The following is a 17434-nucleotide window of genomic DNA, read 5'->3' on the forward strand; positions in this document are numbered from 1 at the left end:
CGGGGCCCGTACCTCGATGTCCGTGCACAGCCAAACGGCAGGTCAGCGCGACGCTGCCACTCCTGAGTTCCCGCGCCACGTGGTGACCGCGGTCCTCGTCTCCCACGACGGCGCCCGCTGGCTGCCCGACGCGCTCGCCGGTCTGCTCGGCCAGGAGCGCCCCGTCCAAGCCGTCGTGGCCGCCGACACCGGCAGCGCGGACGACTCGGCCCAGCTGGTCACCGACGCCCTCGGCGCCGACCGCGTCCTGCACCTCGCCCGGCGCACCGGATTCGGCCAGGCCGTCGAGGAGGCCAACCGCAGCGCCCCGGTCCTCACCCCCGACGAACTGCCGTACCTGAAGCGCCCCAGCGGCTGGGACCCCGTCACGCGCACCTGGCGCGACGACGCCTACGACCTACCCGACCTTCCGCACGGCGAACCCCTCCAGTGGCTCTGGCTGCTGCACGACGACTGCGCACCCGAACCGGACGCCCTGGCCGAGCTGTTGCGCGTCGTGGACAACGAACTCGAGCTGGGCCGGGACGACGTCGCCGTCGTCGGCCCCAAGCTCCGCGGCTGGTACGACCGCCGCCAGCTCCTCGAGGTCGGCGTCACCATCGCCCACTCCGGCCGCCGCTGGACCGGCCTGGACCGCCGCGAACAGGACCAGGGCCAGCACGACCACGTGCGCCCGGTGCTGGCCGTGTCCACCGCCGGCATGCTCGTCCGCCGCGACGTGTTCGAGGAACTCGGCGGCTTCGACCGCCGCCTCCCCCTCATGCGCGACGACATCGACCTGTGCTGGCGCGCGCACGCCGCAGGCCACCGCGTGCTCGTGGCCCCCGACGCCGTCGTCCGGCACGCCGAGGCCGCCTCCCGCGAGCGGCGCGCCGTCGACTGCGCGGGCCGCACCACGGCCTCTCCCCACAAGGTCGACAAGGCCGGCGCCGTCTACACCCTCCTGGTCAACAGCCGTACCGCCCTGCTGCCCTGGATCCTGGTCCGCCTGGTCCTCGGCACCCTCCTGCGGACCGTCGCCAACCTCGTCGGCAAGGTCCCCGGACAGGCCCTCGACGAGATCCGCGGCCTGCTCGGCATCCTGCTGCGGCCCGAGCGGATCATCGCCGGGCGACGCCGGCGCGGCGGCTCCCAGATCGACAAGGACGAGCTGCGCCCGCTGTTCCCGCCGCCGGGCGCGACCGTGCGGGCCACCGTCGAACAGGTCGCGGGCAACCTCTTCGGCGCCACCGACACCGAGACCACGACCGGAGCCGGCCGGCACGGCGGAGCCGTCGAATCGGGACCCGGCGGCGACGACGCCGACTTCCTCGAGGTCGAACAGTTCGTCCGCCTCAAGCGCATCGCCCGCAAACCGGGCCCGGTGCTGTTCCTGGTGCTGCTGCTGGTCTCCCTGGTCGCCTGCCGCAACCTCCTGGGCGGCGGCGCCCTCGCCGGAGGGGCCCTGCTGCCCGCCCCGGCCGACGCCTCGGAACTGTGGTCGCGCTACCTCGACGCCTGGCACCCGGTCGGGGCCGGCGGCACCCCGTCCGCCCCGCCCTACCTCGCCGTCGTCGCCCTGTTCGCCTCCCTGCTGTTCGGTTCGACCGGCCTCGCCGTCACCGTGCTGCTGGTCTGCTCGGTGCCGCTGGCGGGCCTCGCCGCCTACTTCGCCTCCCGCCCGCTCGTCGGGTCGAGCCTGTTGCGCGCGTGGGGCGCCGTCGTCTACGCCTTCCTGCCGGCCGCCACCGGCGCCCTCGCGGGCGGCCGCATCGGCACCGCCGTCCTGGCCGTCCTGCTGCCGCTCATCGCCCGCGCGGGCATCGCCGCGAGCGGCCTCGCCCACTCCTCCGGCGCGCGCGGCAGCTGGCGCGCCACCTGGGCGTACGCCCTGCTGCTGACCCTCACCACCGCGTTCACGCCGATCATCTGGCCCATCGCGCTGATCCTCGGCCTCGCCGTCCTCGCCGTCCGCGCCGTGCGCCGCACCGACATCCCCGCCCACGGCCTGCGCTTCCTCGTCCAGCTCGGCACGCCCCTGCTGGTCCTCGCGCCCTGGTCGCTGTCGCTGCTCCCGCTCGGCTTCTTCACCGAGGCCGGCCTGGAGTACGGCCCTTCGGCGGCCACCGCGACCGACCTGCTCGGCATCAGCCCCGGTGGCCCCGGCACGGTCAGCGGCCTGATGCTCATCGGCGTCGTCCTGGCCGCGCTGGCCGCCCTGCTGCGCGCGGAGCGCCAGTTCGGCATCTGGACGGCCTGGGCGGTCGCCCTGGTCGGCCTCGTCTTCGCGGTCCTGTCCAACAGCTCGACGTGGGCCGGCCCCGCCACTCTCGTCTACGGCATCGCCCTGCTCGCCGCCGCCCTCATGGGCGCCGACGGCGCACGCACGCGCGTCGCCGAGCAGAGCTTCGGCTGGCGCCAGCCGGTCGCCGCCCTCATCGCCTTCGCGTCGGCCGCCGGCCCGCTCCTCGTCGCCGCGGGCTGGATGCTCGGCGGCGCCGACGGCCCCCTGGAGCGCCGCGACCCGGTGCAGGTACCCGCGTTCGTCGCCGAGGAGAGCAACACCCGCGACCAGGCCCGCACCCTCGTCCTCGACAGCGACTCCACCGCCCACGTCGGCTACATGCTGGTCCGCGGCTCCGGCGCCCGGATGGGCGACGCCGAACTGGCCGCGGCCGACGGGGACGACGGCACGCTCGGCAAGGTCGTCGCCAACCTCGTCGCCGGCTCGGGCGCCGACCAGGCCGACCAGCTCGGCAGGTTCGCCGTGCGCTACGTCCTCGTCCACAAGGGCGCACCCCGTGAGGTCACCCGCGTCCTCGACGCCACGCCCGGCCTGTCCCGGCTCAGCCAGCAGGACGGCAGCGCCCTGTGGCGGGTGGACCAGGAGGTCTCCCGCGCGGCGATCGTCACCGCCTCCGGCAAGGGCACCCCGACGCCGGTCGCCGCGGGCCCGGTCGACATCCACACCACGATCCCCGAGGGCGCCGACGGCCGGATCCTGCGGCTGGCCGACGCCGCCGCCGACGGCTGGACCGCCACTCTCGACGGCGAACCGCTCACCCGCACCACCGTCGACGGCTGGGCCCAGGGCTTCGAACTGCCCGCCTCCGGCGGCAGACTCGACGTCACCTACGACGACCCCTTCGGCCACACCGCCTGGCTGTGGGCACAGGGCGTCCTCGCCCTCGTCCTGGTCGTCCTCGCCCTGCCCGGCCGCCGCCGCGACGTCGACGACGACCTCCCCGAGGAGCAGCCGGTCCCCGGCCGGGCGGTCGAGGGCGAAGGCCGCCGCGCCCGCCGCCTGCGGGCCCAGGCCGAGTCCGAGGACCCCGGCCAGGGCGAGGACGTGACGTCCCCCGCGCAGGAGGACACCCCGGCCGCGGTACCGCAGCAGCAGTCCTACGCCGACTGGGAGGCACCGGCCCAACCGCCCGCCCGGTACGACGCCTACGGCGACGAGCAGTACCAGGGTGCCCCCCAGCAGTACCCGGCGGAAACGTACGACCAGACCGCCTACGACCCCTACCGGGCGGGCCAGTACGACCCGTACGCCTACGAGGCCCACCCCGAGGCCACCGCCGCGTACGACCAGGCGTACCAGCAGGGCTACGATCCGTCGGCGTACCAGCAGGGGGCCTACGACTCCGCCTACGACCCGGCGCGGCACCCCCACGGCACCGGCAGCGAGCGTCCCGACGGGAGCCAGCAGTGAACCGCACCACCCTGTCCCTGATCGCCGGCACGGTAGCCCTGGCCGCCGTCACCGGGTTCGCCACGCTCAGCGAGCCGGACGCGTCCGGCACGGACACCGCCGAGGCGGCCGCCGTCCTGCCCGTGGAGCGCACCGGCCTGCTCTGCCCGGCGCCCAGCGCCTCCGACCTCGCCGAGACGACGTACACGTCGTTCACGCCCGTCACCAAGGGCGCCGGGAGTGACGGCTCGGCCGAACTGAGGGCAGCGGCTCGCGAGTCGACGGACACGGCCGCCGGCGAGGGCGACGAGAAGACGGCCGAGGACGACAGGACCGCGGACACGACGGACACCGACAAGAAGGCCGACGGCGAGAAGACGGCGGACAAGTCGGCCGACGGCGAGAAGACAGTGGCCAAGCCCGTCCTGACCCCCAAGGCACCCGGCACACCGGCCACCGGTGAAGTCTCCGGCGCCGACGAGCCCGCGCTCGTGGGCACCGCCGAGGGCGGGTTCGCGCCCGGTTGGACGGTCCAGCAGACCACCCAGGTCGCCGCGGGCGCCGGCCGCGGCCTGCTCGGGGTCACCTGCACCGCCCCGGACACGGAGTTCTGGTTCCCCGGCGTCAGCACCGCGGCCGACCGCACGGACTACGTCCATCTCACCAACCCCGACGACTCCGCGGCCGTCGCCGACATCGAGCTGTACGGCAAGGACGGCGCCGTCGCGACCACGGTCGGCGAGGGCCTCACGATCCCGGCGCACTCCAGCGAGCCGATCCTGCTGTCCACGCTCTCCGGCGAGAAGCAGGACGACCTGACCCTCCACGTGAACGTCCGCAGCGGCCGCGTCGGCGCCGCCGTACAGGCCCTGGACGACAAGCTCGGCGGCGACTGGCTGGCCGCGTCCACCGACCCGGCGGGCACCCTGGTCGTCCCCGGCATTCCCAAGGACGCCACGGCGGTCCGCCTGGTCGCCTTCGCGCCGGGCGACGCCGACGCCGACCTCAAGGTCCAACTCGCCTCTCCCACCGGCCTGATCACCCCCGCCGGCCAGGAGACGATGCACGTCAAGGGAGGCATGACGACCGCGGTCGACCTGGGCGACGTCACGCGCGGGGAGGCCGGGTCGCTGGTCCTGACGCCCACCGACGGGTCGGCGCCGGTCGTCGCGGCCGTCCGGGTCGTGCGCGGCAAGGGCGACAAGCAGGAGTCGGCGTTCATCCCCGCCACCGGCCCGATCGGCACGCGCGCGTCCGCCGTCGGCAACGGCGCCAAGGACGCCACGCTCTCCCTGACCGCGCCCACGGGCACCGCCAAGGTCGAGGTCACCGCGTCGACGGGCACCGGGGGAGGCACCGCGGCCTCCCAGACGTACACGATCAAGCAGGGCACCACCCAGGACGTCCGGCTCCCGGTCCCCGCAGGTCTGAAGGGCACCTACGCGCTGACCGTGGAGAACCTCACCGCCACCCCGGTGTACGCCTCCCGCACCCTGGCGGCGACGGAGGGCGGCATCCCCGGCTTCACCGTCCAGACGCTGCCGGACGACCGGGGCACCGTGGCGGTCCCGGAGACGGACGAGGACCTGACGGTGTTGCAGAAGTAGGCGGCGGGGAGCGCGCGGGCGTCCGCGCGCTCAGTCCTCCCCGTAGCGGGGATCCACCGTCTCCGGAGTGAGCCCCAGCAGCTCCGCCACCTGTTCCACGACGATCTCGTGCACCAGCGCGGCCCGCTCGTCGCGCCCCTTCGTGCGGATCTCGACGGGCCGCCGGTACACGACCACCCGCGCGCGGCGACCGTCCCGGGCGGAGACGGTGCCGCCGAGTGGAACCGCCTCGTCGTTCCACGGCTCCCCGGCTCCGCCCAGCCGCGGCACCTCCAGCACCATGAAGTCGATGTCGGCGATCTGCGGCCACCGCCGCTCCAGCCGGTCCACGGAGTCCTGCACGAGATCCGCGAACACCTCGGCACGGCTCGCTGCCAGTGGTACCTGAGGGGGCGCGATCGGCCCGCGCATGCCGCGTCCGTGGCGATCACGACGACGAGGGCCGGGGGCTGCGGCGTGGGGCGGTACGGGGCTGTCCATCACTACTGAAGCGTAGTGCCCGCCGCCACCGGCCGCCCGGCTCCGCGCGGCAACCCGGACACCGTCCGACCGCTGCCCTCCCCCTGTCGCGGGGTGACCATTCCAGCCAAGGTCCGGCTCGATTCTGTATCTCTCCGAGACCGTCGAACTCGTGGTAATTGATGGTGTTTGTCCGCACCGATGACGGCACCCGGACGCCTTCCTCACCCTCAGGACTGGTGTTCGCGCAGGTCAGCGGGGTATGACTGGTGTGGTCTGTGGGGCGTTTCACAACACGACACGGTGGAGTGACCTGGTGGAGAGTCGTCGCGGCCCGCTCAAGAGTGCGGTACCGTCCAACGTCGTGAGCCCTGTACGTCGCTGTTCGCGAACCGCCTGCGGCCGACCCGCCGTCGCGACGCTGACGTACGTCTATGCCGACTCGACCGCGGTCCTCGGCCCGCTCGCCACCTACGCCGAACCCCACTGCTACGACCTGTGCGCCGAGCATTCCGAGCGCCTCACCGCCCCGCGCGGCTGGGAAGTCGTCCGGCTGCTCGACGGTTCGGCTCCCGCCCGCCCCAGCGGCGACGACCTGGAAGCCCTTGCCAACGCCGTCCGCGAGGCAGCCCGCCCGCAGGGACGCGCGGCCGGGGCCGGGGGCGCGAGCCGCGGAGCGGACCCGATGGAGGTGGCCCGCCGCGGCCACCTGCGGGTACTGCGCTCACCTGACAACTGACCCGCCCGCTCCCCTCCGTCCCGCCGACGCACGACCACGGACGTCCCGTCACGGCGGACGCGGCCGGACCGGATGCCCCCAGCGCCACGCCCGACCCGAGGTCACGGCGCACGTGACGTCCGCCGGGCCGGCCCGGCCGACCCACGACGGCCCGTCAGCGACGCCGGGTAGTTTGTGGTGACTGACAGGACTTTCAGGAAGGTTTGGCCGTGGCTGCTGATCTGTCGCAGATCGTGAAGGCGTACGACGTACGCGGGGTGGTCCCGGATCAGTGGGACGAGTCGCTGGCCGAACTGTTCGGGGCGGCCTTCGCCCAGGTGACCGACGCCGAGGCGATCGTCGTCGGCCACGACATGCGCCCCTCTTCACCGGGCCTGTCCGGCGCCTTCGCCCGCGGCGCGGCCGCCCGCGGCGTGCACGTCACCGAGATCGGCCTGTGCTCCACGGACCAGCTGTACTACGCCTCGGGCGCGCTGGACCTCCCGGGCGCGATGTTCACCGCCTCGCACAACCCGGCGCGCTACAACGGCATCAAGCTGTGCCGCGCCGGCGCCGCCCCCGTCGGCCAGGACACCGGCCTGACGCAGATCCGTGAACTGGTGGAGAACTGGTCGGAGACGACCGGCCCCCGACCGGCCGCCCGGCCCGGCACGATCACGCGGGCGGACACGTTGAACGACTACGCGGCCCACCTCCGCTCCCTCGTCGACATCACCTCCATCCGCCCCCTGAAGGTCGTCGTCGACGCGGGCAACGGCATGGGCGGACACACCGTCCCCACCGTCTTCGACGGCCTGCCCCTGAACCTCGTCCCCATGTACTTCGAGCTGGACGGCACGTTCCCCAACCACGAGGCCAACCCCCTCGACCCCGCCAACCTCGTCGACCTCCAGAAGCGGGTCCGCGAGGAGGGCGCCGACCTCGGCCTCGCCTTCGACGGCGACGCCGACCGCTGCTTCGTGATCGACGAACAGGGCGACCCCGTCTCCCCGTCCGCGATCACGGCCCTGGTCGCCGCCCGCGAACTCGCCCGCCACGGCGGCCGGGGCACGGTCATCCACAACCTGATCACCTCCTGGACCGTCCCCGAGGTCGTGAAGGAGAACGGGGGCACCCCCGTCCGCACCCGCGTCGGCCACTCCTTCATCAAGGCGGAGATGGCCCGCACCGGCGCGATCTTCGGCGGTGAGCACTCCGCCCACTACTACTTCAAGGACTTCTGGAACGCCGACACCGGCATGCTGGCCGCCCTCCACGTCCTCGCGGCCCTCGGCGGCCAGGACACCCCCCTCTCCGCCCTCGTCGCCCAGTACGACCGCTACGCAGGCTCCGGCGAGATCAACTCCACGGTCGGCGACCAGGCGGCCCGCATCGCCGCGGTCAGGTCCACCTACGGCGCCCGCCCCGACACCACCCTCGACGAACTGGACGGCCTCACGGTCACCGCTCCCGACTGGTGGTTCAACGTGCGCCCCTCCAACACCGAACCCCTCCTCCGCCTCAACGCGGAGGCCCGCGACGAGGCGACGATGAGGAAGATCAGGGACGAGGTACTGGCGGTCATCAGGGGCTGAGGTGCACCCAGCCCGCCTGGCCTCGGGGAACCCGCGCCCGGAGAGTACGAGGACGACGCCGGCCAAGCCCATCAAGCCGATCAAGGGGGCCCGCGGGGCGGGCCACTGGCGGAACTCCCGAAGGGCAGAGCCCGTCAGGACGGGACGGCAAGGGCGACGCACGGCGCCTCACCCGACCGCCCCACACCCCAACCCCACCAGCGGTACCCTGACCAGGCACATCCACCCACCTCGCCACCAGCCACACCCACCCCGAAGGGACATCCCATGCCGCTCGAAGCCGGCCTCCTGGAGATCCTCGCCTGCCCGGCCTGCCACGCCCCCCTCAAGGAGCAGGACACCGAGCAGGACGCCGAGCTGATCTGCACAGGCCAGGACTGCGGCCTGGCGTACCCGATCCGCGACGGCATCCCCGTCCTCCTCATCGACGAGGCGCGCCGCCCCGCGTAACGCCGCCCCGCCCGCCGTACCGGCGCAACCCGGCCACGTGAGGCGACCCGCACCCGCCGGCCGCGCAGTGCCCCCGCACACCGACGACCACAGGCGATCGGAGACCTGAACGCCATGCTCGACGAATCGCTGCTCGACACGCCGGAGGCCCTGGCCGAGGCGGACCACCGCGCCCTCCTGCGCGGAGCGGCCGAGGCCGGCGCCCGCGTCCGCACCGCCGTCCGGCACGCCACCGAGGCAGGTGTGCAGCAGCTGAAACCGGACGGCCGCCCGCGCGCGATCCTCCTCGCGGGGCCCGGCGCCGCCGCCACCTGCGTCGCCGACCTCCTCGGCACCCTCGCCGGCGCCGCCTGCCCCGTCACCCGCCTCGCGCCCGCCGGCGTCGCCCCCGCCGCGGGCGCCCTCCGCTGGGACCTCCCCGGCTGGGCCGGCTCCGTGGACCTCCTCCTCATCACCACCCCCGACGGCACCGAGCCCGGCCTCTGCCTCCTCGCCGAGCAGGCGTACCGCCGCGGCTGCACCGTCGTCGCCGTGGCCCCCGCCGGCTCCCCGCTCGCCGAAGCGGCCGACGCGGCGCACGGCCTGTTCGTCCCCATGGCGACCGCCCCGTACGAGCAGGACGAGCAGCCTCCCGTCGCGGCCTCCGCCCCCGGCGTCCTGTGGGCGCTCCTCACCCCCCTCCTCGTGCTCCTGGACCGCATCGCCCTGCTCTCCGCCCCGCCCGAGGAACTGGAGAAGGTCGCCGACCGTCTCGACCACATCGCCGAGCGCTGCGGCCCGGCCGTCGCGACCTACAGCAACCCCGCGAAGACCCTGGCCGTCGAACTGGCCGACTCCCTCCCCGTGATCTGGACGGAGGGCACCTCGGCCGGCCCGGCGGGCCGCCGCTTCGCCGCCGCGCTCGCCGAACTCTCCGGCCGCCCCTCCCTCGTGGCCGAACTCCCCGAGGCCCTCGCCGCGCACAACGCCCTGCTCGCGGGCCCGCTCGCCGCCAGTGCCGACCCGGACGACTTCTTCCGCGACCGCGTCGAGGAGCCGCCCGCCCTGCACGCGCGTGTGGTGCTGTTGCGCGACCGTCCGATCGGCGGCCTGACCGCCGCCCCGGCCGCCCGCGAACTGGCGCTCAGTCACGACACACCCATCAGCGAGCTGGAACCGGAGTCGGGCGACGAACTCGTGACCCTCGCCGACCTGATCGCCATGACGGATTTCGCCGCCGTTTACCTGGCGCTCGCCTCGGGAGCCTGATCTGACGACGACGGTCCGCCCGGCACCCACAAGCCGGAACGGACCGTCGCCCCAGACAGCGGCCGGCAGCCGACCGCCCTCAGAACGCAACCGACCGACCGTCGGCAGCCGACCGACCGCCGGCGACGAGCCCGCTCGCGGACAGCCGCCCGCGCACTGCCGACCACGGTCGGCAGCAGGCCGACCGCCGCCCGCCCGACCGCAGGACAGACAGAACAGGCAGGCAGACACCCGCATGGACCGCCTCGACAACACCATCCGCCCCTACGCCTGGGGTTCGCCCACCGCGATCCCGCACCTGCTCGGCGTCGAACCCACCGGCGAACCCCAGGCCGAGATGTGGATGGGCGCACACCCCGGCGCCCCCTCCCGTACCGGCCGGGGCACCCTCGGCGAAGTCATCGCGGCCGCCCCGGAGCGCGAACTGGGCGAGCAGGCCGTCGCCAAGTTCGGCCCCCGCCTCCCGTTCCTCCTCAAGCTCCTCGCCGCCGGCGCCCCCCTCTCCCTCCAGGTCCATCCCGACCTCGCCCAGGCCAGGGAGGGCTACGCCGACGAGGAGCGCCGCGGCGTCCCGGTCGACGCCCCGCACCGCAACTACAAGGACGCCAACCACAAGCCCGAACTCATCTGCGCCCTCACCGAGTTCGACGGCCTGTGCGGCTTCCGCGACCCGGCCCGCGCCGCCGACCTCCTCGCCGCCCTCGACGTCGACTCCCTCAAGCCGTACGTCGACCTGCTGCACGCCCAGCCCGAGGAAGCGGCACTGCGCGAGGTCCTGACGGCGATCCTCACCGCGGACCCCGACGAGATGGCCCACACGGTCGCGGCCGCGACCGCCGCCTGCGACCGCCTCGGCGGCGACCACGCCCCCTACGCCGGCCTGGCCCACCACTACCCCGGCGACCCCGGCGTCATCGCGGCGATGCTCCTCAACCACGTCCGCCTCCAGCCCGGCGAGGCCCTCTTCCTGGGCGCCGGCATCCCGCACGCCTACCTCAACGGCCTCGGCGTCGAGATCATGGCCAACTCCGACAACGTCCTGCGCTGCGGCCTCACCCCCAAGCACGTCGACGTCCCCGAACTCCTGCGCGTCGTCCGCTTCGAGCCCGGCGACCCCGGCGTGCTGCGCCCGGAGGCCGCCCCCGACGGCGAGGAGGTCTACGAGACCCCCATCGACGAGTTCCGCCTCTCCCGCTACGTCCTCCCCGAGGGCGCCGCCCCTCACGACCTCACCCTGACGACCCCGCAGATCCTGCTCTGCACGGCCGGCACCGTACGAGCGGGCGAACACACCCTGACACCCGGCCGGTCCGTCTTCGTCCCCGCGGCCGAAACAGCCGAAGTGTCCGGAACCGGTACCGTCTTCAGGGCCACCGTCGTCGCCTGACGCATCCCACCCGCCTGTCCGGGCACACGCACCACGGGCCGGACTGCAACAATGGCCCACCGCAAAGGACGGGCAAAGCCGGAGACGGCGCGCAGCCCGGCCGGCGCCCGCACCAGGCGATCCCGAGGCGGCATGAACGAGCCACGGGGACGGCCCCGAGAACGACCCGAGGACGAAGGGACCACGCGAACACATGAGCGCGTCAGGCGGCACCAAGGCGATCGTGGCGGCACTCGCCGCCAACCTCGCGATCGCGGCATCGAAGTTCGTGGCGTTCGCGTTCAGCGGCTCGTCGTCGATGCTCGCCGAGGGCGTGCACTCGCTCGCCGACTCCGGCAACCAGGCCCTCCTCCTCGTCGGAGGCAAGAAGGCCCAGCGCGAGGCCACCCCGCAACACCCCTTCGGCTACGGCCGCGAGCGCTACGTCTACGCCTTCCTGGTCTCCATCGTCCTGTTCTCCGTCGGCGGCATGTTCGCCATCTACGAGGGCTACGAGAAGATCAAGCACCCCCACGAGATCGAGCACTGGTACTGGCCGGTCGGCGTCCTCATCTTCGCGATCATCGCCGAGTCCTTCTCCTTCCGGACGGCCATCAAGGAGTCCAACCCGCTGCGCGGCGAACTCTCCTGGACGGAGTTCGTACGCCGCGCCAAGGCCCCCGAACTCCCGGTCGTCCTCCTGGAGGACCTCGGCGCGCTCGTCGGCCTCGTCCTCGCCCTCGGCGGCGTCAGCATCGCTCTGGCCACCGGCAACGGCGTCTGGGACGGCATCGGCACCGTCTGCATCGGCGTCCTCCTCGTCCTGATCGCCCTCGTCCTGGCCGCCGAGACCAAGTCCCTCCTCCTCGGCGAGGCCGCCGGCCTGGAGGAGACCCGCAAGATCGAGGCCGCCGTCGTCGACGGCACCACCGTCACCCGCATCATCCACATGCGCACCCTCCACCTCGGCCCCGAGGAACTCCTCGTCGCCGCCAAGATCGCCGTACGGCACGACGACACGGCGGCCGAGGTCGCGCAGGCCATCGACGCCGCCGAGTCCCGCATCCGTCAGGCCGTCCCGATCGCACGCGTCATCTACCTCGAGCCTGACATCTACAGCGAGACCGAGGCCGTCAAGGGCCCCGACCCCGAGGCAAGCCCGGGCGGCCCGACCCACCCCCCGGCCGCCCACTGACCCCCGCCACCATCCGACGGGGCCCGCCGACCACCGGCGGGCCCCGTCGGCTTTTCCGGGCCCGGCCGCCACATCGGCGCGATCTGTTCGCCGACGGACTGGGGCGGTCCGCCGCCGCCGGTGTAGCTTGGAACGGAGCCAGACGTCGCTGCTGATGGCGGTCGGGCGGTCCCAGGCGGACCGTCCGAGGGAGAGAGGGCCTCCGACGGACTGCGCTGAGCGCATGTGGGCATGCCTGTGTCCCCTTCGGGCACCTCTGTGTCCGCCGCCAAGCGCAGAACAGCCGTACCCAGACCCCTCCCCAACCCGAGGAGCAGCTCCACATGACGACTGTCGACAACCGGCAGGACTTCAAGGTCGCCGATCTCTCCCTGGCCGAGTTCGGCCGCAAGGAGATCACCCTCGCCGAGCACGAGATGCCCGGCCTGATGTCGATCCGCAGGGAGTACGCCGACGCCCAGCCCCTCGCCGGCGCCCGCGTCACCGGCTCCCTGCACATGACCGTGCAGACCGCCGTGCTCATCGAGACCCTCGTCGCCCTCGGCGCCCAGGTCCGCTGGGCCTCCTGCAACATCTTCTCCACCCAGGACCACGCGGCCGCCGCCGTCGCCGTCGGCCCCAACGGCACCGTGGACAACCCCCAGGGCGTCCCCGTCTTCGCCTGGAAGGGCGAGACGCTGGAGGAGTACTGGTGGTGCACCGAGCAGGCCCTCACCTGGCCGGACAGCCCCACCGGCGGCCCCAACATGATCCTCGACGACGGCGGTGACGCCACCCTCCTCGTCCACAAGGGCGTCGAGTACGAGAAGGACGGCAAGGTCCCCTCCGTCGACACCGCCGAGAACGACGAGCACCGCGTCGTCCTCGAACTCCTCAACCGGACCATCACCGACGGCTCGCAGAAGTGGACCCAGCTGGCGTCCGAGATCCGCGGTGTCACCGAGGAGACCACCACCGGCGTCCACCGCCTGTACGAGATGCAGCGCGACGGCGTCCTCCTGTTCCCGGCGATCAACGTCAACGACGCCGTGACCAAGTCGAAGTTCGACAACAAGTACGGCTGCCGCCACTCCCTGATCGACGGCATCAACCGCGCCACCGACGTCCTGATCGGCGGCAAGACCGCGGTCGTCTTCGGCTACGGCGATGTCGGCAAGGGCTGCGCCGAGTCCCTGCGCGGCCAGGGCGCCCGCGTCATCGTCACCGAGATCGACCCGATCTGCGCCCTCCAGGCGGCGATGGACGGCTACCAGGTCACGACCCTCGACGAGGTCGTCGACAAGGCCGACATCTTCATCACCACGACGGGCAACAAGGACATCATCATGGCCTCGGACATGGCCAAGATGAAGCACCAGGCCATCGTCGGCAACATCGGCCACTTCGACAACGAGATCGACATGGCCGGCCTCGTTAAGATCCCCGGCATCGTCAAGGACGAGATCAAGCCGCAGGTCCACACCTGGACCTTCCCCGACGGCAAGAAGATCATCGTGCTCTCCGAGGGCCGCCTGCTGAACCTGGGCAACGCCACCGGCCACCCGTCGTTCGTGATGTCCAACTCCTTCGCGGACCAGACCCTGGCCCAGATCGAGCTGTTCACCAAGCCCGACGAGTACCCGGTGGGCGTCTACACGCTGCCCAAGCACCTCGACGAGAAGGTCGCCCGCCTCCACCTGGACGCGCTCGGCGTGAAGCTCACGACCCTCCGCCCCGAGCAGGCCTCGTACATCGGCGTCGACGTCGACGGCCCGTACAAGTCGGACCAGTACCGCTACTGAGCCCGACCCGTCCGCTGAGGAGCGCGTCCGTACACCGACGCACTCCTCAGCACCAGGTCCTCCGAGGCAGGCCCCCGCACCCCCGTGTCGGGGGCCTGCCCCGTCGGCCTCCGGCCGGACCGGCCGTCACCGACACCGGCCCGGCACACGAGGTGACCGGACCAGCCCGTCACACCCCAGGACCCCCATGCCCCGCGGCCGCTATGCGCTCCTCGATCCGCACGATCACACCCCCCTCGCACAAGAGCACTTCCAATGCGCCCCCGGCCCCTCCGGCTGGCGCTACGTCTCCCGGCTGACCACCCCCACCGGCGATCACCACGGCTCCGTCGACCTCACGCTCGACGCCCTCGGACGCCCCCTCCGACTCGAACTCCACGCGAGCGACTGGCAGGTACGCGGCGCAGCCCTCGACGGCGTCACCTGGGTCCGCACCGACCCCACCGGCACCCATGCCACAGAAGGCAACGTCCCCGCCCACGCCTTCACCGGCACCTCTCCGGCATTCCTCGTCGCCACCACCCGCCTCCTGCGCCTCACCCCCTCCACGTCCGCGACCCGCGTGCGCCTCGTCGCCTTCACCGACCCGGTCCTGGCCCCGCGCACCGTGGACCAGTCCTGGGCCCTGGTGAAGAGAGAAGCACACACCACTGACAACGGACCCCTGACCGTGGACGAATACCAGGTCACAGCCCTGGACACGGGGGAACAGCACAGCGTGCACATCGCCGGAGACGTCGTCCTCGCGGCCCCCGGAATCGAGCTGGAAGACCTCGAATCGCCCCCGTCCACATTCGGCTGAGCCCACCCCGGCGAGGGCTACGCGGGCGGAACGAACCCGGTGGTCGGCCGCTCGCCCGACGACTGCTCCACCGGCACCACCGGATACGAGGACCCGGGCGCCGCCGCCGGCGCCCGTACGGCCCCCACCCCCCGCTGCACAGCCGGCACACCCGGTACCGGCGCGACCGGCGGACCCGGCCATGCCGCTCCCTGCCCCGCCACCGGACCACCCCCGAAAGCCCGCCGCGCCTCCCGGACCTGCCGCTCCTGCACCACCGCCGCCAGATACGCGGCCGGCGGAACCCCCGGCGGCACCGCGGCCCCCGTACGCTCCGCGAGGTCACCGGCCAAACGCTCGGCCATCGCCTGCCCCACCCGCGGATCCAACTGGTTCATCCGCCCCAGGTACTGCCGGACCGCCAACCACAGACCGTCCGGCACCGCCGACAGGTCGAGCCCGGAGAACCTCCCGGCCAGCCACGGCGGAGGAGGCGGCACGAAACCCATCCGCGCCGCAGGCACCCGCTCCCGCACCACCAGTGTCCCGGCGAACACGTCGCCGAGGCGACGCCCCCGCGCCGACACCAGCGAGGCGACACACGCCACCACCCCGGCCGTCAGCACGATCTCCACCACCCCGAGCGCACCCCGCACCAGCGCATGCCGGAACCGGATCGGCCCGCCGTCATCCCGCACCACCCGGAGCCCGCACGCCGCCTTCCCCAGCGACCGCCCATGACTGAGGGTCTCCACCGCGACCGGACCACCGACCCACATCAGCAGAAAGGCGGCGATCGACACCGCGACCCGCGCCGCCTCGTCCAACGAGGCCGTCGCCACCAGCAACGCGACACTCACCACCACATAGGCCACCAGCGCCACGGTCAGATCCAGCAATGTCGCCAGCGCCCTGCTGGGCAGCCTCGCAGGCTGAAGCTCCAGCGCCACCGCCTCACCCGTCACCAGCTCACTCACGCCCGCGCCCCTTCCCTCACCTGCCCGGCACCGGCCAGTCTGCCAAGCTGAAGTCACATCGCGCCGCAGTACGACAAGCTGACCCCGACCGGTCCGCCGACGAACAGCCGAGGAGCAGGCACCCCGATGGACCTCGACGTCTTCGTCTCCGCACACCGACCCGAATGGGACCGCCTCGACGCCCTGCTGCGCCGCCGCAACCTCACCGGCACCGAGGCAGACGAACTCGTCACCCTCTACCAGCGCACCGCCACCCACCTCTCCCTCATCCAGTCCAGCGCACCCGACCCACAGCTCACGGGCCGGCTCAGCCGGCTGGTGGCACGCGCGCGCAGCACCGTGACGGGCACGCGCAGAGCCTCCTGGCGCGACGTCACCCGCTTCCTCACCCACAACTTCCCCGCCGCGGTCTACCGCTCCCGGCGCTGGTGGGTTCCCACCGCCCTCGCCTCCACGGCGCTCGCGGCGCTCCTGGGCTGGTGGATCGGCACCCACCCGGAGGTCCGGTCCTCCATCGCGGCCCCGGACGAACTGCGTGCGCTCACCCGCCCGGGCGGCCAGTACGAGACGTACTACTCCAGCCACCCCGCCGCGTCCTTCGCCGCCCAGGTGTGGACGAACAACGCCCAGGCCGCGGCGATGTGCCTGGTCCTGGGAGTCTTCCTCGGCCTCCCCGTCCTCTGGATCCTCTTCCAGAACATGCTCAACCTGGGCGTCGGAACGGGCCTCATGTCCTCGGCGGGCCGACTCGACACCTTCCTCGGCCTGGTCCTCCCACACGGCCTGCTCGAACTCACCGCCGTCTTCGTGGCCGCCGGTACCGGCCTGCGTCTCGGCTGGACCGTCATCGATCCCGGCCCCCGCACCCGTCGCACCGCCCTGGCGGAGGAAGGCAGAGCCGCCCTCGGCATGGCCATCGGCCTGGCCCTGGTCCTCTTCGTCTCGGGCGCCATCGAAGGCTTCGTCACCCCTTCCGGGCTGCCCACCTGGGCCCGCATCACGATCGGCATCGTCGCCGAGCTGGCCTTCCTCACCTACGTCCATGTCCTGGGCGGCAGGGCCGCCCGAGCCGGGGACATCGGCGACGTGGAAGCAGCCGAACGCAGCGCCACGGTGCCGACCGCCGCCTGATGTGCATGTACGCCAGGTGAACTGCTAGTCTCCTCTTCGCCCCACGGGACCTGTTGACACGGGTCGTGCGGGGAGGTAGATTTAAACAGTTGCCTGGACTGGAGTTGAACCGGTCGGCGGCAGGGTTAGAATCTATAAGCCTCTCGGAACTGGATTCCGCAGAGCACCCCGATGAATCGGAAACAAGTGGTCGGTCAAACCGGCTCACGACTTCTGATAAAGTCGGAACCGCCGGAAAGGAAACCGCGAAACAAAAGCGGGGGCCTGGAAAGCACCGAGGAAATCGGATCGGGAAACGGTCTGATAGAGTCGGAAACGCAAGACCGAAGGGAAGCGCCCGGAGGAAAGCCTGAGAGAGTCTCTCGGGTGAGTACAAAGGAAGCGTCCGTTCCTTGAGAACTCAACAGCGTGCCAAAAATCAACGCCAGATATGTTGATACCCCGTCCCCGGCA

At 72.6% G+C, this 17434-nt stretch carries 13 protein-coding genes; 11 read left to right on the plus strand and 2 right to left on the minus strand.

What is annotated here, in order from left to right; all coding sequences use genetic code 11:
• The first annotated feature begins 16 nt into the window (after positions 1–16).
• Positions 17–3694: a glycosyltransferase gene (locus ACZ5Y0_RS13825; protein WP_469128848.1), complete on the plus strand. Its 3678-nt coding sequence runs from the start codon at positions 17–19 to the stop codon at positions 3692–3694.
• The gene (locus ACZ5Y0_RS13830) at positions 3691–5280 is read left to right on the plus strand and encodes a DUF5719 family protein (protein WP_469128849.1); all 1590 of its coding nucleotides are present in this window, start codon (positions 3691–3693) and stop codon (positions 5278–5280) included. The genes ACZ5Y0_RS13825 and ACZ5Y0_RS13830 overlap by 4 nt, the downstream gene beginning before the upstream one ends.
• Positions 5281–5310: 30 nt before the next feature.
• On the opposite strand, the gene ACZ5Y0_RS13835 is transcribed toward ACZ5Y0_RS13830, so the two are convergent.
• On the minus strand, positions 5311–5760 hold the full coding sequence (locus ACZ5Y0_RS13835; protein WP_469128850.1) for a metallopeptidase family protein: 450 nt from the start codon (positions 5758–5760) through the stop codon (positions 5311–5313).
• 295 nt (positions 5761–6055) lie between these two features.
• Here ACZ5Y0_RS13835 and ACZ5Y0_RS13840 point away from each other — a divergent pair, with 295 nt between their 5' ends.
• The 8 genes from ACZ5Y0_RS13840 (at position 6056) to ACZ5Y0_RS13875 (ending at position 14894) form a co-directional block, all read left to right on the plus strand.
• On the plus strand, positions 6056–6478 hold the full coding sequence (locus ACZ5Y0_RS13840) for a DUF3499 domain-containing protein (RefSeq protein WP_383237281.1): 423 nt from the start codon (positions 6056–6058) through the stop codon (positions 6476–6478).
• A gap of 209 nt (positions 6479–6687) precedes the next feature.
• The gene (locus ACZ5Y0_RS13845; protein WP_469128851.1) at positions 6688–8052 is read left to right on the plus strand and encodes a phosphomannomutase/phosphoglucomutase; all 1365 of its coding nucleotides are present in this window, start codon (positions 6688–6690) and stop codon (positions 8050–8052) included.
• Between the two features lie 267 nt (positions 8053–8319).
• A complete protein-coding gene (locus tag ACZ5Y0_RS13850) occupies positions 8320–8502 on the plus strand; it encodes a Trm112 family protein (protein ID WP_469128852.1) in 183 nt (60 codons plus the stop codon).
• 114 nt (positions 8503–8616) lie between these two features.
• The gene (locus ACZ5Y0_RS13855) at positions 8617–9750 is read left to right on the plus strand and encodes an SIS domain-containing protein (protein WP_469128853.1); all 1134 of its coding nucleotides are present in this window, start codon (positions 8617–8619) and stop codon (positions 9748–9750) included.
• Between the two features lie 235 nt (positions 9751–9985).
• Positions 9986–11137 (plus strand): mannose-6-phosphate isomerase, class I, encoded by a 1152-nt coding sequence (gene manA, locus ACZ5Y0_RS13860; RefSeq protein ID WP_469128854.1) that lies wholly within the window; start codon positions 9986–9988, stop codon positions 11135–11137.
• Positions 11138–11330: 193 nt separating this feature from the next.
• The gene (locus ACZ5Y0_RS13865) at positions 11331–12311 is read left to right on the plus strand and encodes a cation diffusion facilitator family transporter (RefSeq protein WP_469128855.1); all 981 of its coding nucleotides are present in this window, start codon (positions 11331–11333) and stop codon (positions 12309–12311) included.
• Between the two features lie 323 nt (positions 12312–12634).
• Positions 12635–14092 carry an adenosylhomocysteinase gene (gene ahcY / locus ACZ5Y0_RS13870; protein ID WP_469128856.1) on the plus strand — a complete coding sequence of 486 codons (1458 nt, stop codon included), beginning with the start codon at positions 12635–12637 and terminating at the stop codon, positions 14090–14092.
• Positions 14093–14279: 187 nt separating this feature from the next.
• On the plus strand, positions 14280–14894 hold the full coding sequence (locus ACZ5Y0_RS13875) for a hypothetical protein (protein WP_469128857.1): 615 nt from the start codon (positions 14280–14282) through the stop codon (positions 14892–14894).
• Between the two features lie 17 nt (positions 14895–14911).
• On the opposite strand, the gene ACZ5Y0_RS13880 is transcribed toward ACZ5Y0_RS13875, so the two are convergent.
• Positions 14912–15850, minus strand: coding sequence for an RDD family protein (locus tag ACZ5Y0_RS13880; RefSeq protein ID WP_469128858.1), 939 nt, complete (start codon positions 15848–15850; stop codon positions 14912–14914).
• Between the two features lie 126 nt (positions 15851–15976).
• Here ACZ5Y0_RS13880 and ACZ5Y0_RS13885 point away from each other — a divergent pair, with 126 nt between their 5' ends.
• Positions 15977–16981 carry a stage II sporulation protein M gene (locus ACZ5Y0_RS13885; RefSeq protein ID WP_469128859.1) on the plus strand — a complete coding sequence of 335 codons (1005 nt, stop codon included), beginning with the start codon at positions 15977–15979 and terminating at the stop codon, positions 16979–16981.
• Positions 16982–17434: the final 453 nt, after the last annotated feature.

It is taken from the genome of Streptomyces sp. NPDC033216, from assembly GCF_055577115.1.

Coding starts and splice junctions, on each gene's coding strand:
- ACZ5Y0_RS13825 (WP_469128848.1), top strand. CDS start 17: ATGTCCGTGCACAGCCAAACGGCAGGTCAGCGCGACGCTGCCACTCCT.
- ACZ5Y0_RS13835 (WP_469128850.1), bottom strand. CDS start 5,760: ATGGACAGCCCCGTACCGCCCCACGCCGCAGCCCCCGGCCCTCGTCGT.
- ACZ5Y0_RS13850 (WP_469128852.1), top strand. CDS start 8,320: ATGCCGCTCGAAGCCGGCCTCCTGGAGATCCTCGCCTGCCCGGCCTGC.
- ACZ5Y0_RS13855 (WP_469128853.1), top strand. CDS start 8,617: ATGCTCGACGAATCGCTGCTCGACACGCCGGAGGCCCTGGCCGAGGCG.
- manA (WP_469128854.1), top strand. CDS start 9,986: ATGGACCGCCTCGACAACACCATCCGCCCCTACGCCTGGGGTTCGCCC.
- ACZ5Y0_RS13865 (WP_469128855.1), top strand. CDS start 11,331: ATGAGCGCGTCAGGCGGCACCAAGGCGATCGTGGCGGCACTCGCCGCC.
- ahcY (WP_469128856.1), top strand. CDS start 12,635: ATGACGACTGTCGACAACCGGCAGGACTTCAAGGTCGCCGATCTCTCC.
- ACZ5Y0_RS13875 (WP_469128857.1), top strand. CDS start 14,280: ATGCCCCGCGGCCGCTATGCGCTCCTCGATCCGCACGATCACACCCCC.
- ACZ5Y0_RS13885 (WP_469128859.1), top strand. CDS start 15,977: ATGGACCTCGACGTCTTCGTCTCCGCACACCGACCCGAATGGGACCGC.